The organism is Nocardioides sp. Z43_10, from assembly GCF_059766615.1.
In genome coordinates this window covers 53,275-77,403 of sequence record NZ_JCBAJY010000011.1, presented here as the reverse complement: position 1 = coordinate 77,403, position 24,129 = coordinate 53,275, and the positions used below count along the sequence as shown (strand labels likewise).

Genomic DNA, 24,129 nt, shown 5'->3' with positions numbered 1-24,129 from the left:
TGAGTGCGAGCATCGGCTCAATCTGAGTACGTCGGCTCAGGCGGGCCGTCCGGTTCTGCAGACAGGCTGGCTCGCATGAGAACGATCAGCTGGTCATGCATCCTCGCCGCCGTCGCCGTCGTGAGCCTGTCCGCGGGGTGCGCCGACCCCAGCCACGGCTCGCAGGCCGACGAGCTCCGCGCCGACGTCGCCGACCTGCCCGATGTCACCTCGGTGAAGCTGGACTACGCCAAGCCGCTGCCGCTGGACTCCGGCAAGCTCAGGCTGGACGTCGAGATGAGCGGGGCCGCCGACACCGACCAGGTCGTCGAGGTGGCCGAGACCGCCTACCGGGCCTTCAGCTCCACCCACCACGGCGAGGAGGCGGACCTCGTGGTCCGCGCCGGGGGCACCACCGTCGCGCTGCGGTCCTTCGAGCCGGACGCCTCGACGGGCGCGGTCAGCGACGCCGTCCGGACCGGGCTCATGGCCGCCCCCGAGGGCGGGTCGGTCGCCGTCGAGCTCACCACCCAGGACGTCTCCCAAGGCGATCACGTGGCCGGCACCTACCTGGTCGCGCTCCCCGCCGGGTCGACGTTCGTCCAGGTGCCGGGGCTGTTGACCTCGCTGGCGGCGAACCACCCCGACAACCCGCGGATAGGCTGGGGCGGCGCGGCCGCCGATGGCTCGTCGCTGAGCTACGACAGCGGCTTCCCCCCGGCCGAGGTCCTCGGCCGGTGGGAGAAGCTGCAGCGCGCCGACCTTCCCCTCGCTGTGCGGGCCTTCAAGGACGGCGCGCTGATGGCCGACGGCCGGTTGAGCAGGACGTACGACGTCGAAGACCCCGCCGAACGCCGTGCGCTCGACCGGATCACCCACCCGCAGCTGCGGGCACTGGGCGACGGCGAGTGGATCTACACCCTGCGCGGGCCCCGCGGCGCCTACCTGGCCGAGATCGACCGCTACATCTGCTCGCCGGTCTCGGAAGGGCCCTACGACGACGAGCTGGAGGTCTGGGCCACCGAGCAGTTCGGCCCCTGCCCGGCCCCGTGAGCAAGCATCGACACCCGCGCCGCCAGGGCGAATGATGAGGCCCGTGACGAGGAGCTCGCACAACGGCACAGGCGCGGGGGGCGACGAGGCTGTCGCCCCGGCACAGCTGTCTGCCCAGAGCTGGCGCCAGCTGATGCGGCGCGCCGGGGCGCACGTGGTGGAGGCGCGTCTTGCCTTCCTCAGCGCCGGGGTCGCATTCTTCGCGGTCCTGTCGATCGCACCCGTGCTGGTCACCGCGCTGTCGGTCTACGGCGCCCTCAACACGCCTGCGCAGGCCCGCAGCCAGCTCTCCCGGATGGCCGAGGTGCTTCCGCCGCAGGTCCAGTCGCTCGTCACCGAGCAGCTGACCAGCATCACGACCGCCTCGACGGAGGTGCTGACCGTGCGTGGCCTCGTCGGGCTCGGACTCGCGCTGTGGACGGCCACCACTGCCATGGTGGCTCTCATCGACACGCTGACCGTGGCCTACCACGAGACGGAGACCCGGGGCTTTCTGCGCCGGACCCTCCTCGGTCTGCTGTTCGTCCTCGGCGGCGCGCTCGTGCTGGGCGCAGTGATCGCCCTCGCCGGCACGATCTCCCGGGCCATCGACGATGCTCCGGGCGACGTGCGTGCCGTGGCGGCGGTGGCCGTCTGGCCGGCGCTGGCGGTGCTGATGGGTGCGATGCTGGCCGTGCTCTACCGGTTCGCCCCCGACCGCAAGAGCCCACAGTGGCGGTGGACGACCTGGGGAGCCACCGGCGCCACCGTGCTCTGGGCCGCCACCACCGCTGCGCTGTTCGCCTACGTGCAGAACCTCGGCACCTACGGGACCACCTACGGCTCGCTCGCGGGCGTGGCGATCAGCATGCTCTGGCTCTGGCTCACCGTCCTGCTCGTCGTCGTGGGCGCAGCCGTCAACGGCGAGTCGGAGCGGCAGACCTCCTACGACTCCACGACCGGTCCGGACCGTCCGGCCGGCCAGCGGGGCGCGGTCGTCGCCGATAGCACGCCGACGCGCCTCAACCGCCCCTGAGGCGTCGCCACTCCTGCGTTCGCTCTGCTAGACATCCTCCACCGACCTACCGCCGGCTCCCTCCTGTGCAAGGACTGATGTGTCATGTGCCTGTCCTCCCTCGTCGGCATCCGGGCAGCAGCGACGGTCGCGGCGGCGGCGCTCCTCGTCGCGGCATGCGCGAGCACCCCGCCCACACCGGCCTTCACCGAGGACCTCGTCGAGCATGCGGGGGTGGCGGCCGAGCGGGTCACGCTGGAGGACGGTGTCGAGCTCGCCGTCGGAGGCGACGGCGAGAAGTTCCTCCTCCAGTGGCGCGAGGCAGACGGCTCCGGATGGACCGAGCCGAAGCGCCTGGTGGAGGGCCCTGGGCTGGAGGCCTCCACGGTCACCCTGCAGGCAGCCGGTGACACCGCCGTCGTGCACACCGCCTGGTACGCCTACGACGACGACGAGCGCGAGACGCACGCACGTCTCGACGCCGCAGTCTGCCGAGACTTCTCGTGCGAGACGGTGCGCCAAGACGTCGCCGGCCTCCCGATGGTGGACGCGGACGGCGAGTTCGCCGCGGTGCCCACCGACGAGGACTCCCTGGCCTTCGCGATCTGGCGCGACGGGGCTGACGCCTGGGAGGACGTCGTCCTCACCGGGCCGCCCATCGCACCCGAGGAGGTGCTCGGGGTGCCGGACGTGCGTCTGCTCGCCGACGGCAGCCTCGCGACGGTCGTGGGGCGAGACGACGGCGGCGTCTGTGTGTTCGACCTCTGGATCGCTGAACCGCACCGGACCGAGCTGGAGGTCGCCGCCTCCACCGCGCCGCGGGAGCAGGGTGCCTGCAGCGCGGAACTGCTGGAGACGGACGACAAGAAGGTCTCGTTCTACGACCGGCCCATCGACGCCGAGGTCACCTTCGCCCTCGAGGGCGGTCGCTGGGTCGACGACCTGCCGGACGCCGGCGGACTGCTGGCCCTCGGCACCGACGACGGGTTCCCGATGCTGCTCACCGACCTCGAGGACGGGTCCACCGTCGCGGTCGGCTCACCGGACCAGCGCCGCATCGTCGCCCAGCGACGCCCCGCCGGCGAGGAGACCTGGTCACCCCCGCGGACGGTGGCGCGAGCCGAGCCCGGACAGGCGTGCCAGTACGCCGAGCCCGACACCGTCTACGAGCACACCGACGTGATGTACCTGGTGCTGTGCTGGCCGCGTGGCTCGGCGTGGGGCACCCAGTACGACGACGCTCCCCCGCCCAGCACCGGCGTCGCGCTGGCGAGCGCCGACGGCAACACGTGGGTTGCCGAGTCCCTGACCGAGCCGGCCTACGACACACAGTCGCAGACGAGCGCGGCGCTGGTGCTGGCCAGTGGCCGCGACCGCACGCTGGTCTGGCGCGCCGGGGCCGAGGAGTTCCAGGTCGTCGACCTGCCGCTGGCCGAGCCCACGGTCGACGCGGTCGCCATCTTCGGGGACACCGCGATCCGGGTCACAGGCAATCCCGACGACCAAGCAAGGTGCCGCCCGACCTGGAGCGTCGCCCAGGTCACGGCCCGCCGTTGGGGACCCGCCTCCCCGATCACCCCGATCCCCGCCTGGGCCGCCCCTGCGAACGAGTGCTACGGCGTCATCATCGATCAAGCGGACAACTACGGATCCTCGCGCCCGGGCCAGGTCATCCGAGTCGCCGCGGTCCTCGACGGCCGCAACGGCAGCATCGACGGAGAGCTGCACCGCGTGGGCGGGCAGTGGCGCTTCCACAGCACCGGAGGCTGACTGGGAAGTGCGGCCCTCGGGCGTGACCTGGGCTCCTGGCAACATCGCTGTGCCCTAGAACGATCCGCCTCACCTTCGTACGCTGAGCGCCGCGACCGCTCGGTCTGGCATCGCATCTCGCTTCGAGTCCGGGGCAGGGCGGCACAGCGGCATCCTCGTGAACTTCAACCAAGACAAACGAACCGCAAAGGATGATTCGCCCATGGCTCGAAGTGTTGTCCTGGTCCCGCTGCTGCTCGCCAGTTCACTGTTTGTGACTCCCCCTGCCCACAGCGCGTCCGAGATGGTCCGTGACGACTACAACCGTTCAGTGCCAACCCAGAACCTGAAGAGTGCGTCGTTCTCCTATCGAGAAGACTCCGTCGTGATCCGAATCAACATGGAGCGTCTCAGCAGGAAGAAAACGGTGCTGGTCTGCAAGTACATGCGGCGCGATGGGACCACTATCCAGGTCGTGACGAAGTACGTCCGCGGAGAGAAACGGGTCATCGTCAGCAGCTCCACAGACTCGTTCAAGTCACTGCCGTCCCGGTATGCCACGGCGGAATGGGACTTCAGGAGGGACAGTGTTCGGATCTCACTCGACGACGAACTGCTCTACGGCCGTCGAGCGTCGTTCCTGGCCTGGTCTCAGGTGAAGGGCGCGGACCACGGTAACCCCCAGGGCGATTCGGCGTACGTCTCCAACCTTCGGAGAGGTTGAGATTACCGAGCATCTGGCAGGTGCTTGGGCAGCGGCTCAGGAATCACCGGCCTGACTGGTCCCGACCCCGACGACACGAGCCCGCCCGCCGCACAATGCGGCGGGCGGGCTCGTTCCACTTACGACGAGGTCCGGGCCCTTCAGAGACGCTCGATGATCGTCACGTTCGCCTGCCCGCCGCCCTCGCACATCGTCTGCAGCCCGAACCGGCCGCCGGTGCGCTCGAGCTCGTTGAGCATCGTCGTCATCAGGCGCGTCCCGGTGGCGCCGATCGGGTGGCCCAGGGCGATGCCGCCGCCGTTGACGTTGACCTTCTCGTGCGGCGCGCCGGTCTCCTTCATCCAGGCCAGCACGACCGAGGCGAAGGCCTCGTTGCACTCGAAGAGGTCGAAGTCGTCGATGGACATGCCGGTCTTCTCCAGCGCGTGCGCGGTCGCGCGGATCGGGCCGGTGAGCATCCAGATCGGGTCGTCGCCGCGCACCGAGAGGTGGTGGATCCGCGCCCGCGGGGTCAGGCCGTGGTCCTTCACCGCCTGCTCGGAGGCGATCAGCATCGCCGAGGAGGCGTCGCAGATCTGCGAGGCGACCCCCGCGGTGATCCGCCCGCCCGGAGCCAGCGGCTGCAGCCCGGCCATCTTCTCCAGCGAGGTCTCGCGCGGGCACTGGTCGGTGTCGAACACGGTGCCGTCGGCGAGGGTGACGGCCTCGATCTCGCCGGCGAAGCGGCCCTCGGCGATCGCCGTACGCGCCCGGGTGTGCGAGGCGAGCGCGAACTCCTCCATCTCCTCGCGCGAGATGTCCCACTTCTCCGCGATCATCTCCGCGGAGTTGAACTGGGACACCTCGACGTCGCCGAAGCGCGCCTGCCAGCCCGGCGACTGCGCGAACGGGGTGGTGAAGCCGTACTGGTCGGCGACCAGCATCGCCGCGGAGATCGGGATCGCGGACATGTTCTGCAGGCCGCCGGCGACGACCAGGTCCTGGGTCCCCGACATCACGCCCTGCGCGGCGAAGTGCACCGCCTGCTGCGAGGAGCCGCACTGACGGTCGATGGTCACGCCGGGCACGTGGTCGGGCAGCCCCGCGACCAGCCACGCCGTACGCGCCACGTCGCCGGCCTGGGAGCCGATCGTGTCGCAGCAGCCCATGATCACGTCGTCCACCGCACCCGGGTCGACGCCGGTACGACGCATCAGCGCGGACAGCGAGTGCGCGCCCAGGTCGGCGGAGTGCATCGCGGCGAGCGCGCCGCCCCGCTTGCCGACGGGCGTGCGGACGGCGTCGACGATGTAGGCCTCGGGCATGGGGGTCTCCTCAGGTGACAGGGAAGGTTCAGGACTTGGCGGCGATGCCGTCGAGCAGGATCGAGAGGTACTGGTCGGCGACCACGTGGTGCGAGGTCTCGCCGCCGGGGCGGTACCAGCGCACGGCGACCCAGACGGTGTCGCGCACGAAGCGGTAGGCCAGCACCAGGTCCAGGTCGTCGCGCAGCACGCCGGCCTCGACGCCCTCGGTGAGCAGCGTCATCCAGACCTGGCGCAGCTGCGCCTGTCGCTCGGCGAGGTAGGAGAAGCGCTCGAACCCGCCGAGGTAGTCGGCCTCGTTCTGGTAGATCGCGACCTCGTGGCGGTGCTGGTCGATCGCCTCGAACGAGAGCCGCACCACCCGCTCGATCTTGGTGCGCGGGTCGTCGTCGCTGCGCAGCACCTCGTCGTAGGAGCCGAACAGCTCCTCCTGGAAGCTGCGCAGGATCTCGTCGACCATCGACTCCTTGGAGTCGAAGTGGTGGTACAGGCTGCCCGACAGGATGCCGGCCGCGTCCGCGATGTCGCGCACCGTGGTGTTCTTGAAGCCCTTCTCGGCGAAGAGCCGCGCGGCGATCGCGAGCAGCTCGGCGCGCCGGGAGGGTCCGGTGGCGGCGGGGGACATGGCAGGCTCCTGTCGGGGTCTCAGGCGTGCTGGCTGCTGACGGACACGACCTCGCCGGTCATGTACGACGCGTAGTCGCTGGCGAGGAACACCATCACGTTGGCGACCTCCCACGGCTCCGCGGCCCGGCCGAACGCCTCGCGCTGCTTGAGCTCGGCGAGCAGCTCGTCGCTGGTCACCTTGGCCAGGAACGGGTGCATGGCCAGGCTCGGCGAGACCGCGTTGATCCGGATCCCGTGCGGGGCCACGTCCAGGGCGGCGCAGCGGGTCAGCGCCATCACCCCGGCCTTCGCGGCGGCGTAGTGGGCCTGGCCCTCCTGGGCGCGCCAGCCGATCACCGAGGCGTTGTTGACGATCACGCCGCGCTTGCCGGCGGCGACCATCTTGTTGCTGGCCGCGCGCACGCAGCGGAAGGTGCCGGTCAGCGTGATGTCGAGGACCCGCGACCACTGCTCGTCGGTCATCTCCATCACGTTGACGGTACCGCCCAGGCCGGCGTTGTTGATCATGATGTCGACGCCGCCGAACTCGTCCGCGGCGTCGAGCAGCGCAGCCACCTGGGCCTCGTCGGTGACGTCGCAGACCAGGCTGCGCACCCGCTCGGCCCCGAACTCCTCACCCAGCGCGGTCTCGGCCTCGGCGAGCCGGCGCGCGTGGGTGTCGGAGAAGATCACCGCCTTGGCGCCCTCCTCCAGCGCGCGTCGTACGACGGAGGCGCCGATGCCGGCGCCGGCGGCGGCGGTCACCACGACCACCTTGCCGGCCAGCAGGTCGTGGCCCGCGACGTAGGCGGGGGTGGGCTGCTCGGGACGCTGGACGCTCATGCACGTGCCTCTCGGGTGGGAGCCTTCGGCTCACGGGGAAGGCCGAGCACACGCTCGGCGAGGATGTTGCGCTGGACCTCGTCGCTGCCGCCGTAGATGGTGTCGGCGCGCGAGAACAGGAAAAGTCGTTGCCACTGGTCGAGCTCGTAGGCGCCCTCGGCCTTGGCGGTCAGCCCGGCCGGGCCGGCGACCTCCATCGCCAGCTCGCCGAGGCGGCGGTGCCAGTTGCCCCAGACCAGCTTCGCGATCGAGGCCGCTCCCCCGCCGGCGGAGGAGTCCGAGCCGCCGGTGACCGCGGAGAGCCCGCGCATCGCGTTGAGCCGCATCACCTCGAGCTCGACCTTCGCGGTCGCCAGCCGGTCGCGCAGCACCGGGTCCTCGAGCGCGCCGGTGCGCCGCGCCAGCTCGACGACGCCCTCGAACTCGCGGGCGAAGCCGACCTGCTGGCCCAGGGTGGAGACGCCGCGCTCGAAGCCGAGCAGCCCCATCGCCACGCCCCAGCCCTTGCCGGGCTCCCCGACCACCATGTCGGCGCCGGTGCGGGCGCCGGTGAAGAAGACCTCGTTGAACTCCGAGCCGCCGGTGAGCTGCTCGATCGGGCGGACCTCGACGCCGTCCTGGTCCATCGGCACCAGCAGGAACGACAGCCCGGCGTGGCGCTGCGAGCCGGGCTCGGTGCGCGCGATCACGAAGCACCAGTCGGACAGGTGGGCCAGCGAGGTCCACACCTTCTGCCCGTCGACGACCCACTCCTCGCCGTCGAGGCGGGCCCGGGTGGCCACCGCGGCCAGGTCGGAGCCGGCGCCGGGCTCGGAGTAGCCCTGGCACCACAGCTCCTCGACCGCGACGATGCCGGGCAGGAAGCGCTTCTTCTGCTCCTCGGTGCCGAACGCGATCAGGGTGGGGCCGAGCAGCTGCTCGCCCAGGTGGTTCACGGTGGCCGGCGCGTCAGCGCGGGCGTACTCCTCGTAGAAGATCACCTGCTGCATCAGGCTCAGCCCGCGCCCGCCGTACTCGGTGGGCCAGCCCAGCGCGGTCCAGCCGTGCGCGGCCAGGTGCCGGTTCCAGGCGAGTCGCTCCTCGTGGGCCTCGTGGTCGCGGCCGGGGCCGCCCAGTCCCTTCAGGGCGGCGAAGTCACCGACCAGGTGCTCGTCCAGCCACGCCCGGACCTCGGCCCGGAAGGCCTGGTCCTCGGCGGAGTAGCTCAGATCCACGGCATGGGTTCCTCTCGGCATCGGGTCGGGCTAAGGTAGCCTACCAAGCACTTGCTTGGGAACCGTGTCGTCGGTCCCCGGCCCGACCAGGGAGGACCGCGATGTCATCGGACCAGCCACTCACGCTGCCCGCCGCTCTGCGCCGAGCCGCGCAGTCCTTCGGCGCCCGCGCGGCGGTGGTCGACGCCGGCGACCGCACGTCGTACGCCGAGCTGCTCGACCAGGTCCGCGCCACCGCCGGCGGGTACGTCGCGCTCGGCGTGCGCCCCGGCGACCGGGTGGTGGTCTGGGCGCCGAACAGCCGCGAGTGGATCGTCGCCGCGCTGGCCGTCAGCTACGCCGGCGCCACGCTGGTGCCCGCCAACACCCGCTACACCGGCCACGAGGTCGTCGAGATCGCCGAGCGCACGCGCGCCTCGCTGCTGGTGCTGGCCGACGGGTTCCTCGGGCGCGGGCAGCTCCGCGAGGTCGTCCGGGCCGCCGAGGCGCTGCCGAACGCCCACCGCGCCCACGCCGACGAGGACCTCGTCCCCGGCCTGCCCCACCTGCGCGCGGTCGTGCGGATCGGCGAGGGCGCCACACCCGCCCACATCACGCCGTACGACGCGCTGGCCGGGCTCGCCGGCGACCTCGCCGCCGTAGACGAGCGCGCGGGGGCGGTCTCCCCCGACGACATCGCCGACATCCTGTTCACCTCCGGCACCACCGGCCGCTCCAAGGGCGTGCTCACCGCGCACCGCCAGACGATCAGCGCCGCCCAGGTGTGGGGCGAGACCGTCGCCGTCACCGAGGGCGACAGCTACCTGCTGGTGAACCCGTTCTTCCACTCGTTCGGCTACAAGGCCGGGATCCTGGTCTGCCTGCTCAACGGCGCGACCATGCACCCGCAGGCCACCTTCGACGTCGCCGAGACCATCCGGCTCATCGAGGAGGAGCGGATCACCGTCCTGGCCGGAGCACCGACGATCTTCCACTCGATCGGCACCTCCCCCGGCATCGGCCGGCGCGACCTGAGCTCGCTGCGGGTCGCGGTCACCGGCGCCGCGACGGTTCCGGTCTCGGTGATCGAGATGATGCAGCGCGACCTCGCCATCGAGACCGTGGTCACCGCCTTCGGGATGACCGAGTGCGTCGTGGCCACCATGTGCCGCCCCGGCGACCCCGCCGAGCTGGTCGCCGCGACCTGCGGCCTGCCGGTCGAGAGTCTCGAGCTGCGCATCGTCGACCCCGAGAGCGGTGTCCAGCGCGGCCCGGGCGAGGAGGGCGAGGTCCAGCTGCGCGGCCCGATGGTGATGCAGGGCTACCTCGACGACCCGAAGGCGACCGCCGAGGCCATCGACCCCGACGGCTGGCTGCGCACCGGCGACGTCGGCAAGGTCGACGAGCGCGGCTACCTCGCGATCACCGACCGGCTCAAGGACATGTACATCTCCGGCGGCTTCAACGTCTACCCGGCCGAGATCGAGCAGGCGCTGACCCGCGTCGAGGGCGTCCTGGACGCCGCCGTGGTCGGTGTGCCCGACGAGCGGATGGGCGAGGTGGGCCTGGCCCACGTCGTACGCCGCCCGGGCAGCACCCTCACCGCCGGGCAGGTCCTGGACGGGCTGCGCGAGCGGCTGGCCAAGTTCAAGGTGCCGCGCGAGGTCGTCTTCGTCGACGAGCTGCCGCGCAACCTGTCCGGCAAGATCCTGAAGAACGAGCTGAGGAGCGGCAGTTGAGCGCCACCCCCACGGCCCCCGAGGTCGTCACCTACGACGTCGAGGGCGCGGTCGCGCGGATCCGGCTGAACCGGCCCGAGTACCGCAACGCGCAGAACAGCGCGATGACCTACGCCCTCGACGCGGCGTTCACCCGCGCCGTCGACGACGACACGGTCAAGGTGATCGTGCTGTCCGGCAACGGCGAGCACTTCTCCGCCGGCCACGACATCGGCACCCCGGGGCGTGACGTCGACCAGAGCTTCGAGCGCCGCGCGGTGATCTGGTGGGACCACACCGACAAGGAGGGCGGCGACTCCCGCTTCGCCCGCGAGTCCGAGGTCTACCTCGGCATGTGCCGGCGCTGGCGCGAGATCCCCAAGCCGGTGATCGCGATGGTGCACGGCGCCTGTATCGCCGGCGGGCTGATGCTGGCCTGGTCGTGCGACTTCATCGTCGCCTCCGACGACGCGTTCTTCGCCGACCCGGTGGTGCGGATGGGGATCCCCGGGGTGGAGTACTTCGCGCACCCGTGGGTGATGAACCCGCGCGCCGCCAAGGAGCTGCTCTACACCGGCGACCGGTTCAGCGCCGAGCGCGCCCGCGAGCTCGGCATGGTCAACCAGGTGGTGGCCCGCGCGGAGCTCGAGGAGACCGTGCTGGCGATGGCCGAGCGGATCGCGGCGATGCCGCGGTTCGGGCTGGCGCTGACCAAGAAGGCGGTCAACCAGGCCGAGGACCTCCAGGGCCTGCGCGCCGGGATGGACTCGGTGTTCGGGCTGCACCACTTCGCCCACGCCCACAACGCCGAGGTGTCACGCGACTCCCTCGGTGGCCTCGACGCCAAGGCGATGGCCGCGCACAACAGGACGCACGCAGACGACGACACGAAGCAGGCAGGCACCCGCTGATGGATCTGACCCTCTCCCCCGCCGAGCTCGAGTTCCAGGCCGAGGCCCGCGCCTGGCTGGCCGCCAACGTGCCCAGCACGCCGCTGCCCTCGATGGACACCGAGGCCGGCTTCCGCGCCCACCAGGAGTGGGAGGCCAAGCTGGCCGAGGCCCGCTGGTCGGTGGTCTCCTGGCCGAAGGCCTACCACGGCCGTGAGGCCTCGCTGGTCGAGTGGGTGATCTTCGAGGAGGAGTACTACCGCGCCGGCGCGCCCGGCCGGGTCTCCCAGAACGGCATCTTCCTGCTCGCCCCGATCATCTTCGACCACGGCACCCCCGAGCAGCAGGACCGCTTCCTGCCCTCGATGGCCACCGGCGAGAAGGTCTGGGCGCAGGCCTGGTCCGAGCCCGAGGCGGGCTCCGACCTGGCGTCGCTGCGCTCGACCGCGCGCCGCGACGAGGCGCGCGGCGGCTGGGTGCTGAACGGGCAGAAGACCTGGTCCTCGCGGGCGTCGTACGCCGACTGGGGCTTCGGGCTGTTCCGCTCCGACCCCGAGGCGGCGCGCCACAACGGGCTCACCTACTTCCTCTTCCCGCTCGACGCGCCCGGCATCACCGTGCGCCCGATCGCCCAGCTCGACGGCGAGGCCGGGTTCGCGGAGATCTTCTTCGAGGACGTCTTCGTGCCCGACGCCGACGTGCTCGGCGCGCCCGGCGACGGCTGGCGGGTGGCGATGAGCACCGCCGGCAACGAGCGCGGGCTCTCGCTGCGCTCCCCGGGCCGCTTCTGCGCCGCCGCGGACCGGCTGGTGTCGCTGTGGCAGACGCACGGATCGTCGGTGCCGTCGGCCGCCGACGGGGTGGTGGACGCGTGGCTCAAGGCGCAGGCCTACCGCTTCTACACCTGGGGCACCGTCACCCGGCTCGCCGGCGGCGGCGAGATGGGCGCGGCCGGGTCGGTCAACAAGGTCTTCTGGTCCGAGCTCGACATCGCGCTGCACGAGACCGCGCTCGACCTGCTGGGCGCGGAGTCCGAGCTCGAGTCGGCATGGACCGACGGGTACCTGTTCTCGCTGTCCGGGCCGATCTACGCCGGGACCAACGAGATCCAACGCAACATCGTGGCGGAGCGGATCCTGGGTCTGCCCCGCGAGCCGAAGGGAAGCACCGTGAAGAGCGAGTCGAAGGGAGCGACCCGATGAGGTTCGTGCTCACGTCCGACCAGGAGGACTTCGCCTCCTCCCTCGACGCGCTGCTGAACGCGTCCGACACCGTCGCGGTGGCCCGCGCCTGGGCCGCCGACGACACCGCGCCCGGGCTCAAGCTGTGGTCGCGGCTGGCCGAGCAGGGCGTGAACGCGCTGCTGGTGCCCGAGGAGTCCGGCGGCATGGGGGCCAGCGCCGTCGAGCTGGCGATCGCCCTGGAGACGCTGGGCCGCCACGCCGTGCCCGGTCCCTGGGTGGAGTCCGCGGCGTACCTGCCGGTCGCGCTGGCTGACGAATCGGTCGTGGCCGCGCTCGCCGAGGGCGCGGTCGGGAGCGTCGCGGTCGCGCCGCACACGCCGTACGCGCTGGACGCGGACGTCGCCGAGCACCTGTACGCCGTCACCGACGGCGCGCCCGCGGGCGCGAGCGCCGGTGAGCTGCACCGCTCGGTGGACGGGACGCGGCGGCTGTTCTCGGTGACGCCGGACGCCTCGGTCGCCGGTGGCGACCTCGAGCGGGCCTTCGACCTCGCCGTGCTGGCCTGCGCCGCGCAGCTGCTCGGCGCCGGGGAGCGGCTGCTCGCCGACAGCGTCTCCTACGTCAAGCAGCGCAAGCAGTTCGGGCGCGAGATCGGGTCCTACCAGGCCATCAAGCACCAGCTCGCCGACGTCCGGATCGCGCTGGACTTCGCCCGGCCGCTGGTCTTCGGGGCCGCGCTGTCGGACGGCTCGGAGGACTTCTCGCGCGACGTGTCGGCGGCGAAGGTCGCCGCCGCGGACGCCGCCTACCGCGCCTCGCGCACCGCGCTGCAGGTGCACGGCGCGATCGGCTACACCTCTGAGTTCGACCTGAGCCTGTGGATCACCAAGGTGCGCGCGCTGGTCGCCGCCTGGGGCACCACGGCGTACCACCGGGCGCGGATCCTGGACTCGCTGGTCGCCTCGTCGGCTTCGGCCGCTTCGTCCGCCTCGTCCGCTTCGTCCGCTTCGTCCGTTGGGCAGGGGGCCTGAGATGGAGTTCGGGCTCTCCGAGGAGCAGCAGGAGCTGGCCTCGACCGTGCGGTCGCTGCTGGAGCGGCGCGCCGACAGCCAGGCCGTCCGGTCGGCGGCCGAGTCGCCGAGCGGGTACGACGAGGCGCTGTGGGCGACGCTGTGCGAGCAGATCGGCGCCGTAGCGCTGGGCATCCCCGAGGAGTACGACGGCGCCGGGTTCTCGCTGTTCGAGACGTTCGTGGTGCTCGAGGAGCTGGGCCGGGCGCTGGCGCCCTCCCCCCTGCTGGCCTCGCTGGTCGCCGCGGAGGCGCTGCTGGCCACCGGCGACGCCGACGCCTGCGCGCGGCTGCTGCCGCGGGTCGCGGCCGGCGAGCCGGCCACGCTGGCCTGGTCGGGGACCGCGAGCCTGCCCGGCGCGGAGCCGGTGCGGGCCACGGGTGACCTGCTGAGCGGGAGCGTCCCCTGCGTCCTCGACGGGGACGTCGCCACTGTGCTGGTGGTCGCGGCCCAGGCCGAGGACGGCGTCGCGCTGTTCGAGGTCGACCCGGCGGCGGTGACCCGGACCCGCACCCAGGCGATGGACACCACCGTGCGGCTGGCCACGCTGACCTTCGAGGAGACCCCGGCTGTCCGCCTGGGCGGCTCGGCCGACGCCGCGCTCGCCCGCGCGCACGTGGTCGGCGCCGCGGCGGTCTCGGTGCTCGCCGTCGGCTGCGGCCAGCGGGCGCTGGAGATGACCGTGGCCTACGCCAAGGAGCGCGAGCAGTTCGGCCGCCCGATCGGGTCCTTCCAGGCGCTCAAGCACCGGATGGCCGACATGCTGATGCTGCTGGAGATGTCCCGCTCGGCCTCGCTGGCCGCCGGGCACGCCGTCTCGCTCGGCTCGGAGGACTCCGCTCGCCTCGCGGCTGTCGCCGCGTCGTACACGGGGGATGCGGTGGGCCGCATCGCCGCCGAGACCGTGCAGCTGCACGGCGGGATCGCGATCACCTGGGAGCACGACGCGCAGCTGGTCTTCAAGCGCGCCCACGCCCTCACCCAGCTCTACGGCCGCCCCCACCAGCACCGCGCCCTCCTCCCCCTCTAACCCCACCCATCTCCACCCCCTCTCCCCTCCCCCCCGCTTGCCGACCCGTCACTCGCTCGACCAGACACGCCGTGTACGGCGGAGCCAGTGACGGGTCGGCGGGTGGGGGACGGCTCATCCCGGTTCGTACGACGCACGCCGCGGCGCGCCGTACCGGGACTCCGATGCGTCGACGCGGCTGGCACGGCGCCTGAGATTCCCTCGCTGATCGTCGTCGCCCGACAGACCTCACACGACGCCAACTCCCCCGGTATGGCGGCGCGCACGTCCCAAGTGGCAGGTAACTGGAGATCCTCACGCACCTGGTGCCTGGGATGCTCCAGTTACCTGCCGGTCACCACGAGTTTCCGCTGGCCGGACGGCGCCGGCCCTCATCCGATAGAGGCTCCGCGCCCCACGCCCGTTTCGCGGAGAGCTGGGTCCCGCCACGCAGCGACGGACGGGCGCCACCCCATCCGCCCGCATCCGCCCGCGCCGACCCGTCACTCGCTCCGCCGAGCTCGGCGTGTTTGGTCGAGGGAGTGACGGGTCGGCGTGGGGCGGGGTGGGCGGGCCCTGGGGGCTGGGGCTGAGGCTGGGGGCTGGGCTGGGGGCTGGGCTGGGGGCTGGGCTGGGGGCTGGGCTGGGGGCTGGGCTGGTTACTTGGCGAGCCAGGCGTCGGCGAAGTCAGGCATGTACTCCGCGCCCAGCTCCACGCCGTGCACGTTCTCGTTCCAGGCGTGCACGGCCGCATTGGCGCCGGTGACGACGAGCGGCACGTCCTGGTTGAAGAGGTCCTGGATCTCGTCGAGGACGGCCTGGATCTCCTCGTCGGTGTCGGCGGCCTGCAGATCCGCGAGCGCGGCGTCCATCTCCTCGGAGGCGTAGCCGGTCTCGTTGCCGTAGCTCGTCGAGCTCAGGCTGCCGACCAGACGGTGGTAGGGGTCGGACTCCGAGACGCTGAGCGCGCCGCGGGCGATGTCGAAGTCGTGGTCGACGAAGACCCGGTTTGTCTGGTCGGCGATCGAGGCGACCAGGTCGGTCTTCACGGTGAAGCCGACCCGCTCAAGCATCGCCTTCATCGCCACCGCCTGGGTGCGCGAGGTCGGGTCGGTGCCGTCGAGGTAGCTGATCACACCGTCGAAGCCGTCGGCCTTGGCCTCTTCGACCAGCTTCTTGGCCTCCTCCAGGTCACCCTCGAGCGCGGCGTCGCTGGTGTCCCACTTGGACTCCGGCGGGAACATCTCCGTGCCCGCCATGCCCTTGCCGTCGTAAGAGCGCTTGTAGTCGAGCTCGGGGTCGTAGGCCAGTGCGATCGCCTTGCGCACGCGCGGGTCGGAGCCCGGGTAGCCCTCGCGGTGATTGATCGAGAGGTTGTTGCCCAGGCTGGTCAGCGTCAGATGGCCGGCCATGTCGGCATCGACCACCTCGTGGACCACCTTCGGGTCACGGATGAACGCCACGTCCGCGCTGCCGTCCTCGAGCGCGTCCAGCTTGGCCTCGTCGGCGAGCGGCCAGAAGATCCGGATGCCGTCGAGGTGCGGGGCGCCGTCCCAGTAGTCCTTGTTAGCGACCAGGGTGAGCTCCTCGGCCGGCTTGTACTCGTCGAGCATGAACGCGCCGGCGCCGATCGGCTTGAACTCCGCGCCCGCGTACGACGCCGGGGCGACGATCATCCCCACCGCCTGGGACAGCATGGCCGGGAACCGCGCCCAGGCGTTGTTGAGGTTGAAGACGACCGTGTGCTCGTCCTTCACGTCCATCCCGGCCAGGTTCGGCGCGAGCATCGCGGTGTCCACGCCCTGGTTCTTCATGTACCAGTTGATGCTGCCGACCACGGCCTTGGCGTCCAGCGGCGTGCCGTCGGAGAACTTCACGCCCTCGCGCAGGGTCAGCGTCCAGGTCTTCAGGTCCTCGCTGCTCTCCAGCGACTCGGCCAGCTTCGGCTCGAACTGCTGCGTCTCGGTGTCGAGGGTCATCAGGGTGTCGTAGACCGCGACCATCGCGCCGCCGCCGGAGGCTCCGGTGGCGTAGCTGGCGGCGGGGCTGAGGCTGCGGATCTCGCCGTAGTCGGCGAAGTTCAGCGTCCCGCCGTCGACCGGGTCGCCGGCCTCGGGCTGCTCGCCGATCACGCCGAACGAGTAGCGCCCGCGGTCCACCGAGGCGCCCTTCTTCTCGTCGGCGTCGTCGTCCTCCGACGACGCGCATGCGGACAACAACAGGGCGCTGACGACGGCAGCGACGGCGAGACGGACGCCAGGGGTCGAGTTCACGGGGGTTCCTCCAGGTCAGGATTCAGACAGGTAGACAGTCAGACAGTCAGACAGGCAAGCGGGGGGTGATGCGTGCTCAGTCGGGTACGACGCGTGCGGTGGCCTTGATCTCCAGGCGCGGACCGGGCCGGCCGCCGCCGATCTGGGCCGCGCCGATCGCGGTCCACGCGGGCCAGGGCGCGCTGAGGCGCAGGTCGCGCACGCGCATGAACGTCTGTACCTGCGAGGCCATGTCCAGGTGGAAGGTCAACAGGTCCACCACGTCGGCCAGGCGCGCGCCACCGGCCTCGAGGACCTGGGCCAGGTTGGTGAAGGCCAGGTCGATCTCCTCGGCCAGGTCGTCGGGCACCGAGCCGTCGGCGCGGGTGCCCAGGACGCCGGAGCAGTGCAGCGTGTCCCCGGCGCGCACGGCCGGCGCCAGGTGCCAGGTGGCGTAGGTCTCCTCCTGGCCCGCGGGGATCACCGGGACGAACGCCGCGGGGGCCGAGCCCTCGTCGTACCGGCTCTCGACGGCGGGAGCCTCGGAGGTCGTCGGGGCGGCCTCGTCCCACGCCGCCGCGAAGACTTCGTGCGGGATCGAGTCGCGCCACTGCCCCGACAGAACCAGTTCGGCGCCCAGCCGGCCGATCTCGTCGGCGGCCATGGCGCCGCGCTCGCCCTCGACGAGCACCACGGTCCGGTCGTCGGCCCAGTCGATGTAGGGGCGGTCGGAGTGGGTGGCGCAGACCAGGCACGGCCGCGTCCGCATGGAGAGGATCTCCACGCCGGGCAGCAGCTCGCTCAGCAGCTCGCGCGCCTCCTCGACGTCCGCGGCCCGACCGCCGGTGCGCACCCAGGCGGCGATCTCGTCGCGGCCGGTCAGCGGGTTGGCCAGCAGGCTGCTCCCGGAGGTCTTCAGGTACCAGCGGCCGTCGGGGTACTGCACGGGCGCCATCACGATGCCGCCGTAGGCCATCGCGCCCTCGCGGACCTTCATCATCATCATCGTCGGCATCTGGACGGCGTCGGGTCCGCTGACCTCGGCCAGCACCACGGTGGCCCCGTAGGTGGTCGTCCTCAGCGATCGCTCCAGCAGCCCGGTCGCGTTCGTCGCGGCGCCGGTGGCCAGGACCACCCGGTCGGCGGTCCACGAGGCCCCGCCGCGCGAGGTCACCCGGACGCCGCCGGCGACGCGGGTGGTGGCGACCACCTCGTCGCGCACCAGCTCGGCACCGGCCGCGAGGGCCGCCGTCAGCTCCGCGCGGACCAGCGCGCGCGGGTTGAGGATGAAGGCGTCCTGCTCGCGCAGCGCGACGTGGCCGGGCGGGAAGGCCAGGCTCGGGTACGCCGCGGCGAGCTGATCGGCGTCGAGGTGGTCGACGGCGACGCCCAGGTCGGCCGCGTTGCGGGCCAGCAGCTCACGGTCGAACCAGAGCGAGGAGGTGGCGCCGTCCGGCAGCACCGTCACCGAGTGCGTGGGCGTCAGGAAGTCGACCCCCGTGCGCGCGATCAGCCCATCGAACCGGCGCCGGCTGCGCATCGTGAGCAGCGAGGTCGCCAGCGGCACCTCGAGGACGTGGCACAGCCGACCCTGGTCGTAGTAGCCCGCCCAGGTGCCCTCGTGCGACGCGGTGTCCTCCGGCTCCTCGGGTCCGATCAGCAGCACCCGCGCCCCGGACTCGGCGGCGTGGCGCGCGGTCGCCGTACCGAGCGGGCCGGCCCCGATCACGGCGAGGTCGTACGGCGTGGGGTCGGGGGCGTCAGGGGCGTCGAGGGGGTCGGGCACAGGCGTCTCCGGGAACGAGGGGAAGGCGGAGCCACAGCATCCATGGCCTGCCGGCTTAAAGCAACACTTTGTTGCTTTAAGGGTCAAGGACCGGGCGCGCGGGCGGCGGACGTCTAGACAGCACCGCGGACCGTCTGGCCTAGGCTGGCCCGACCATGAGCGTCCAGACACGTCAGCGCAGCGGCGGCCGCAGCGAGCAGGTGCGCCTCGCCGTCGGCCGCGCCGTGCTCGATCTGCTCACGGAGGGGCGCTACCCGTTCACCACCGTCGAGGTTGCCGAGCGGGCCGCGGTCAACCGGCGGACCATCTACCGGTGGTGGCCCACTCAGGACGACCTGCTCGCCGAGGCGCTGCCCCACCACGTGCGAACCGTCGCCGTCCCCGACACCGGCAGCTGGGCCGCGGACGTGCGCCAGTTCGCCCATCGGATCGCGGTGTTCGCGGCCGACCCCGTGGACCTGACGCTGTCGCGGATCATGGCCTCAGGGCTGCACCCGGCCTTCAACGCCGCCGTGGTCGAGCACTTCGATCCGGTGATGGCCGGGTGGTACGAGATGCTCGCCCGCGCCATCGCCCGTGGCGAGGCGAGCACCACCCACGACCCTCGGACGGTGATCCACACCCTGGTCTCCCCGCTGTTCCTGGCCCCCCTCACCGGCGGCGAACCCCTCTCCCCCGCCCTCGTCGACCAGCTGGTGGATCTAGTCCTCGACGCCACCCGCCCCCACCCCTGAGCCCCCTCCCCCCAAGCCCAGCCCTCCCCAGTCCAGCCCAGCCCAGCCCCCAAGCCCGCCGACCCGTCACTCCCTCGACCAGACACGCCGTACTCGTCGGCGCCATCGACGGGTCGCGCCGCGGCAGCCCGGCACCGCGAACCCGCATCCGCAGGAGACCGATGCCCTACCGTGCCCTGACACGCGTGAACCCCATGGGCCCGATCGGACCACTACCAGTGTGACTTCACTCGACGCGATCCTCACCCCGGCGGCTGTTGCGCTATCTGACGAGGCGAATCCGCGCCGCGGACGCGGAGGATCTGCTCAACGACGTGTTCGTGGTCGTCCTCGAGCGCCGGGCGACCTTCGATGCGGGCGCCGCCGCCAGCGCCCGCCCCTGGCTGTTCGGCATCGCCAGCAACCTGGTCGCGCGCCGCCACCGCGACGAGACGCGGCATCTGCGCACCCTTGAGCGAGGCGAGCGGACCGACGGGGCCCGGTTCGAGGAGGCAGCGGCCGCGCGGGTCGACGCCGGCTGCGCCGTACGACGTCTCGCCGGCGCGCTCGCCGCCCTCACGACCGGGGACCGCGACGTACTGCTGCTGACGGCGTGGGCCGGCCCAAATCAGAACGAGGTGTCCACCGCGCTGGGCATTCCGGTGGGGACGGTCAAGTCCCGCCTGCACCGAGCCCGCGGCCGATTGAGGGATGATCTCGGCGCCCGGGACAGCGACCACAACGGAGGAGACCGATGGGGCCGTCGACGAGCTGCCGCGCCGCGCGCTCGTGCACCGCAGTGGGTGACGACGGGGGCGGCTACAGCGCGCCCGCTTGGTGCGCGGACTAGGGCCCGGCTCGACCCGTCACTCGCGCCGCCGTACCCGGCGTGTCTGGTCGAGCCAGTGACGGGTCGGCGGTCAGGGGTGGCCTCTCAGATGCCTCTCCAGGGCCTGGCGTACGACGTGCGCGGTGCGTTCGCGCGGCACGCCGTACACGTCGGCGTCGGTGAGCACGCAAATGCCGAAGCCGTGCTCCTCGCGGACCCAGGCGCGCCGGCGCCGGTCGTGGGCCCGCTGGTCCTCGTTCTCGTGCCAGGCGCGCCCGTCGTACTCCACCGCGAAGCGCCTCGCCCGATCCGCCAGGTCGAGGTAGGCCCGCTCCAGCCAGCCGTCGTGGCGTCGCACCTCCAACTGCGGTTCGAGGACCAGCCCGGCGTCTCGGCATCGGATCCGCACGAACGACTCCGCCTGCGACTCCGCGCGCGGGTCCGACAGCGGCACCAGGTCGCGCGCCTGGACCACGCCACGCGCCCCCTTGAACTCCGGCAGCCGCTCCACCAGCTCCTCGAGCCGCACTCCCAGGTGGCGACGGATCTGATCGAGCGCGGCCAGCGCCGGATCGCGCGGTCTCAGGCGGGCCAGGTCGAGCGCGAGCCGCACCGGCGACAGCACCCGGATGCCGGCCACCGTCACGACGTCGTCGGGACGCAGCGTCCGCTCGCCCCCGGAGCACCCGAGCTTCCGCACGCGGGTCGAGCCCGGTGACCGGAAGACCCGAAGGGGCGCCGCCACCCAGCGTGCGCCCGGTGGGTCGAGGTCGAGGCCGTAGACCCAGCACGCCGTCTCCTCGGTCACCACCGCATCCTCGGGGAGCACCAGCGAGAGCGCCTGGACTCGCGTCAGCGTCGTGTCGGGCACGGCATTGTCGACATAGACACCGAGTAGCGGTCGCCGCAGCACGCCGTGCGCACACAGCGTGGTGAGCTCATCGCGACTGACCCCGACGTCACGCGCCTGCGCCAGGGTGAAGGGCTGCGACAGCGGCAGCCGAGGGTGCGAGTCCGGCAGCGCCAGCGGGAGCTCGTCGTACGCGTGCATCCCAGCAGCGTGCCGGACCCAAGGCGGACCTCGCCGAGCTCATCCACAGGCGCGGATCGACCCGTCACTCCCGCCGCGACACACCGCGGAAATGGTCGAGGGAGTGACGGGTCGCGAGGCTTTGGGGCTGGGCTGGGCCCTGCCCTGCCCTTGGGCCTGGGCTGTGCCCTCCCCTTGGGCCTGGGCTGTGGTCCACTGCCCTGCCCCTGTGCTGTGTCCTTGCCCCTGGGGCATGGGTTATGCCCCTGTCCCCTGCCCCTGGGGCATGGGTTGTGCCCCTGTCCCTGCCCCTGGGCTATGCCCCCTGCCCCTGGGGCAGGGTTGGGCCCCTGCCCCTGGGGCCCGGCCCGGGTCAGGTGGTGGTGCGGTACTTGCCCTGGTAGAAGAGCAGCGGGTCCTGCGCTTCGGCGACGTCGAGGTCCTGGACGCGGCCGACCACGATGTAGTGGTCGCCGGCCTCGTGGATCGCGTGCACGGTGCAGTCGACGTAGCCGACGATCCCCTCGAGCAGCGGCGACCCCGTCTGCGACGGAGCCCAGCTGACGCCGGCGAACTTGTCCTCGGCGCGGCTGGCCATCGCGTTGGAGACCTCGGCCTGGTCGGCGGCCAGGAAGTTCACGCAGAACCGGCCCGCGTTGCGGATCGCCGCGAAGGCCCGCGACGTCTTCATCGGCAGGAAGGCCACCAGCGGCGGGTCGAGGGAGACGCTGGTGAACGACTGGCACGTCATCCCCATCGGCTCGCCGCCCGACAGCGTGGTCACCACGGTGACCCCGCTCGCGTACCTGCCCAGCACGTCGCGGAACTTGCGCGCCGTCGCCTGGGCCGCCTCGTCGTCCGCGGGGACGACGACGTGCTCGCCGGCACGGAACTCGAAGTCGACGTTGCCCAGGAAGGACTCGATCAACCCCTTCGGCGGCCAGGAGTCATGCGCGTCCTCGCGCATCCCGTCCGGGATCTCGTGATCAGCCATGAGGTCCATTGTGTCCTCAGCGCCCCACGCTGAAGTCATGCCCCCAGTACGAGACGGCCGTGGACTCGCGCGCGACCCACTTGCTGTCGTCGACGGTCATCCCCTCGGTGCCGTACTCGACGTCGAAGCCACCGGGCGACTTCACGTAGAACGACACCATCTCGTCGTTCATGTGCCGGCCCAGCGTCGCCGAGAGCGGGACGTTGTGATTGCGCACCCGCTCCAGCGCGCGGCCCACGTCGTCGAGCTTCTCGAGCTCGACCATGATGTGCACGCACTTGGCCGGGTTCGGCATCGGCAGGAAGGCCAGCGAGTGGTGGCGCGGGTTGCAGCCCAGGAAGCGCAGCCACGCCGTGGAGCCGGGCTCCTTGCCGACGAACTCACCGGGCATCCGCATCGAGTCGCGCAGCCGGAAGCCGAGCACGTCCTCGTAGAAGCGCAGCGCCGCCTCGTCGTCGCCGACCGGGAGGACGATGTGCCCCAGGCCCTGGTCGCCGGTGACGAAGGTGTTGGCGTACGGCGTGACCAGGGGCCGCGACTCGTAGGTGGCGCCGTGGAAGAGCTCGAAGACGTTCTCCCACGGGTCCTCGAAGCGGATCATCCCCTCGACGCGGCGCTCCTTGAGCTCCTCGGGCGTCGCCTCGTGCACGATCACCCCGTGCTGCTTGAGCTCATCGAGCGCGACGGCGAGGGCGCGGTGATCGGCGACCTCCCAGCCCATCGCGGAGAGGCAGTCGCGGTCGCTCGGCTCGATCACGATCCGGGCGGACAGCGCGTCCATCCGGAAGTACAGGTTGGCCGGGTCCGGGCCACGCCCCTCGGCGAGGCCGAGCACCTTGCCTGCGAAGTGTCGCCACTTCTCCAGGTCGGTGCTCGCCACGCGGACGTACCCCAGTGCGCGGATGTCCATGTTCTGCCTCCTCGGCTCTTCGGCTCCTCGCGATGCCTCGCGAGGTGGTGGATGGCCGCCGCAGGTCCCGGCGGCCTCGTTGTCGGATCAGTACATGCCCGGGTCGATCTTGTGGCCGAACTCGCTGGCGCCGTACATCTGCAGCGCCCGCTCCGGGTCGTTGGCGGCGTGCACGCGCCCGGCGTGCGCGTCGCGCCAGGCCCGCTGCAGGTAGGTCCCCTCGGCCAGCGCCCGCCCGCCGGAGGCCTCGAACAGCGCATCCAGCGCCTCGATGGCGCGCTCGGTGCCGATCACCTGGTCGCGGCGCACCTTCAGCCGCAGCGCCAGCGGGATCTTCTCCCCGCGCGCGACGCAGGCCTGCTCCTCGCGGATGTTGGCGATCAGCAGCGCCCAGGCGGCGTCGATCTCGCTGGAGGCGCGCGCGATCCGCACCGCGGCGAACGGATCCAGCGAGGCCCGCTCCCCGACGTACGACGCGCGCACCCGCTTGCGCTGCATCTCGACGTGCTCGGCGTAGGCGCCGGTGGCCATCCCGATGATCGGGGTGGTGATCGTGGTGGTGAACAGCGAGTGGAACGGCAGCCGGTAGAGCTCGGAGGTGTTCTGCTCCTGGCCGGGGCCGAAGCAGCGCCCGGTGTCGCTCATCGACAGCGTCATCGCCTCGGGGACGAACGTCTCGTCGACCACGATGTCGTTGGAGCCGGTGCCGCGCAGCCCGACGGTGTTCCACACATCGACGATGCGGTACTGCGCGCGGGGCACCAGGAACGTCTTGAAGTCGATGACCTGGCCCTCGGCGTTGACCACCAGGCCGCCGAGCAGCACCCAGCCGGCGTGGTCGCAGCCCGAGGAGAAGCTCCAGGTGCCCGAGAGCGTGTAGCCGCCCTCGGTGAGCACCGCCCGGCCGGTGGGGGCGTACGACGAGGAGAGCCGCGCCGACGTGTCGGAGCCCCAGACGGCCTGCTGCGCCTCGTCGGCGAAGAGCGCGACCTGCCAGGGGTGCACCCCCAGCACGCTGGAGATCCAGCCGGTCGACCCGCAGGCCGAGGAGATGTCGCGCACGGCGGTGTAGAAGTCGACCGGGTCCGCCTCGAGGCCGTCGAAGCGGCGCGGCTGGAGCATCCGGAAGAAGCCGGTCTCCTCGAGCTCCTTCACCGACGCCTCCGGCACGACGCGCAGCCGCTCGGTCTCGTCGGCGCGGGCCCGGAAGGTGGGCAGCAGGTCGCGGATCGCGTCGAGGACTTGCTGGGACATCGGCTCTCCTGGATCGGATCAGTTCGGTACCGCCACGATAGAACA

General features: G+C 71.8%; 20 protein-coding genes and 1 pseudogene. 11 read left to right on the top strand and 10 right to left on the bottom strand.

The annotated features are described in order from the left end of the window. The first annotated feature begins 75 nt into the window (after positions 1-75). From AC6EI4_RS17815 to AC6EI4_RS17800, 4 genes are all read left to right on the top strand, one after another. Entirely contained in the window at positions 76-1,032 is a 957-nt protein-coding gene (locus AC6EI4_RS17815) for a hypothetical protein (RefSeq protein WP_498452276.1), read from the top strand. Between the two features lie 43 nt (positions 1,033-1,075). After that, entirely contained in the window at positions 1,076-2,047 is a 972-nt protein-coding gene (locus AC6EI4_RS17810) for a YihY/virulence factor BrkB family protein (RefSeq protein ID WP_498452275.1), read from the top strand. A gap of 84 nt (positions 2,048-2,131) precedes the next feature. Beyond that, positions 2,132-3,796, top strand: a complete 1,665-nt coding sequence (locus tag AC6EI4_RS17805; protein WP_498452274.1) for a hypothetical protein — start codon at positions 2,132-2,134, stop codon at positions 3,794-3,796. Between the two features lie 157 nt (positions 3,797-3,953). Continuing rightward, entirely contained in the window at positions 3,954-4,499 is a 546-nt protein-coding gene (locus AC6EI4_RS17800; RefSeq protein ID WP_498452273.1) for a hypothetical protein, read from the top strand. 140 nt (positions 4,500-4,639) lie between these two features. Here AC6EI4_RS17800 and AC6EI4_RS17795 read toward each other — a convergent pair whose 3' ends face one another. Genes AC6EI4_RS17795 through AC6EI4_RS17780 form a run of 4 tightly spaced genes read right to left on the bottom strand, consistent with a single transcriptional unit; the run spans position 4,640 to position 8,466 of the window. After that, complete coding sequence (locus AC6EI4_RS17795) at positions 4,640-5,803, bottom strand: acetyl-CoA C-acetyltransferase (protein ID WP_498424764.1); 1,164 nt, start codon at positions 5,801-5,803, stop codon at positions 4,640-4,642. A gap of 28 nt (positions 5,804-5,831) precedes the next feature. Next, the gene (locus AC6EI4_RS17790) at positions 5,832-6,428 is read right to left on the bottom strand and encodes a TetR/AcrR family transcriptional regulator (RefSeq protein WP_498452272.1); all 597 of its coding nucleotides are present in this window, start codon (positions 6,426-6,428) and stop codon (positions 5,832-5,834) included. A 20-nt stretch (positions 6,429-6,448) separates the two neighbouring features. Then, complete coding sequence (locus tag AC6EI4_RS17785; RefSeq protein WP_498424759.1) at positions 6,449-7,252, bottom strand: SDR family oxidoreductase; 804 nt, start codon at positions 7,250-7,252, stop codon at positions 6,449-6,451. Further along, positions 7,249-8,466 (bottom strand): acyl-CoA dehydrogenase family protein, encoded by a 1,218-nt coding sequence (locus AC6EI4_RS17780; RefSeq protein ID WP_498452271.1) that lies wholly within the window; start codon positions 8,464-8,466, stop codon positions 7,249-7,251. The genes AC6EI4_RS17785 and AC6EI4_RS17780 overlap by 4 nt, the downstream gene beginning before the upstream one ends. A gap of 101 nt (positions 8,467-8,567) precedes the next feature. Here AC6EI4_RS17780 and AC6EI4_RS17775 point away from each other — a divergent pair, with 101 nt between their 5' ends. Genes AC6EI4_RS17775 through AC6EI4_RS17755 form a run of 5 tightly spaced genes read left to right on the top strand, consistent with a single transcriptional unit; the run spans position 8,568 to position 14,337 of the window. Continuing rightward, positions 8,568-10,184, top strand: a complete 1,617-nt coding sequence (locus tag AC6EI4_RS17775; RefSeq protein ID WP_498452270.1) for a FadD3 family acyl-CoA ligase — start codon at positions 8,568-8,570, stop codon at positions 10,182-10,184. Continuing rightward, complete coding sequence (locus AC6EI4_RS17770) at positions 10,181-11,074, top strand: enoyl-CoA hydratase (RefSeq protein WP_498452269.1); 894 nt, start codon at positions 10,181-10,183, stop codon at positions 11,072-11,074. The genes AC6EI4_RS17775 and AC6EI4_RS17770 overlap by 4 nt, the downstream gene beginning before the upstream one ends. Then, a complete protein-coding gene (locus AC6EI4_RS17765) occupies positions 11,074-12,255 on the top strand; it encodes an acyl-CoA dehydrogenase family protein (RefSeq protein WP_498452268.1) in 1,182 nt (393 codons plus the stop codon). Before AC6EI4_RS17770 ends, AC6EI4_RS17765 begins: the two co-directional genes overlap by 1 nt. Continuing rightward, complete coding sequence (locus tag AC6EI4_RS17760) at positions 12,252-13,268, top strand: acyl-CoA dehydrogenase family protein (RefSeq protein ID WP_498452267.1); 1,017 nt, start codon at positions 12,252-12,254, stop codon at positions 13,266-13,268. The genes AC6EI4_RS17765 and AC6EI4_RS17760 overlap by 4 nt, the downstream gene beginning before the upstream one ends. A 1-nt stretch (position 13,269) precedes the next feature. Next, positions 13,270-14,337, top strand: a complete 1,068-nt coding sequence (locus tag AC6EI4_RS17755) for an acyl-CoA dehydrogenase family protein (protein WP_498452266.1) — start codon at positions 13,270-13,272, stop codon at positions 14,335-14,337. A 638-nt stretch (positions 14,338-14,975) separates the two neighbouring features. Here the strand turns inward: AC6EI4_RS17755 and AC6EI4_RS17750 are convergent. Continuing rightward, positions 14,976-16,589, bottom strand: coding sequence for an ABC transporter substrate-binding protein (locus AC6EI4_RS17750; RefSeq protein WP_498452265.1), 1,614 nt, complete (start codon positions 16,587-16,589; stop codon positions 14,976-14,978). Positions 16,590-16,665: 76 nt separating this feature from the next. Continuing rightward, the gene (locus tag AC6EI4_RS17745; protein WP_498452264.1) at positions 16,666-18,354 is read right to left on the bottom strand and encodes an FAD-dependent oxidoreductase; all 1,689 of its coding nucleotides are present in this window, start codon (positions 18,352-18,354) and stop codon (positions 16,666-16,668) included. A gap of 155 nt (positions 18,355-18,509) precedes the next feature. On the opposite strand from AC6EI4_RS17745, the gene AC6EI4_RS17740 reads away from it, so the two are divergent. Both AC6EI4_RS17740 and AC6EI4_RS17735 read left to right on the top strand, forming a co-directional pair. Then, positions 18,510-19,088, top strand: a complete 579-nt coding sequence (locus AC6EI4_RS17740) for a TetR/AcrR family transcriptional regulator (RefSeq protein WP_498424743.1) — start codon at positions 18,510-18,512, stop codon at positions 19,086-19,088. A gap of 257 nt (positions 19,089-19,345) precedes the next feature. Further along, a pseudogene (locus tag AC6EI4_RS17735) lies at positions 19,346-19,720 on the top strand (RNA polymerase sigma factor); the annotation flags it as partial. Between the two features lie 267 nt (positions 19,721-19,987). Here the strand turns inward: AC6EI4_RS17735 and AC6EI4_RS17730 are convergent. The 4 genes from AC6EI4_RS17730 to hsaA all read right to left on the bottom strand — a co-directional run bounded on the left by AC6EI4_RS17730 (position 19,988) and on the right by hsaA (position 24,084). Then, positions 19,988-20,947: a type IV toxin-antitoxin system AbiEi family antitoxin gene (locus AC6EI4_RS17730; protein ID WP_498452263.1), complete on the bottom strand. Its 960-nt coding sequence runs from the start codon at positions 20,945-20,947 to the stop codon at positions 19,988-19,990. Positions 20,948-21,299: 352 nt separating this feature from the next. Continuing rightward, positions 21,300-21,920, bottom strand: coding sequence for a flavin reductase family protein (locus tag AC6EI4_RS17725; RefSeq protein ID WP_498424735.1), 621 nt, complete (start codon positions 21,918-21,920; stop codon positions 21,300-21,302). 16 nt (positions 21,921-21,936) lie between these two features. Next, positions 21,937-22,830, bottom strand: a complete 894-nt coding sequence (gene hsaC / locus AC6EI4_RS17720; RefSeq protein ID WP_498452262.1) for an iron-dependent extradiol dioxygenase HsaC — start codon at positions 22,828-22,830, stop codon at positions 21,937-21,939. A gap of 87 nt (positions 22,831-22,917) precedes the next feature. After that, a complete protein-coding gene (gene hsaA / locus AC6EI4_RS17715; RefSeq protein WP_498452261.1) occupies positions 22,918-24,084 on the bottom strand; it encodes a 3-hydroxy-9,10-secoandrosta-1,3,5(10)-triene-9,17-dione monooxygenase oxygenase subunit in 1,167 nt (388 codons plus the stop codon). Between the last annotated feature and the right edge of the window lie 45 nt (positions 24,085-24,129).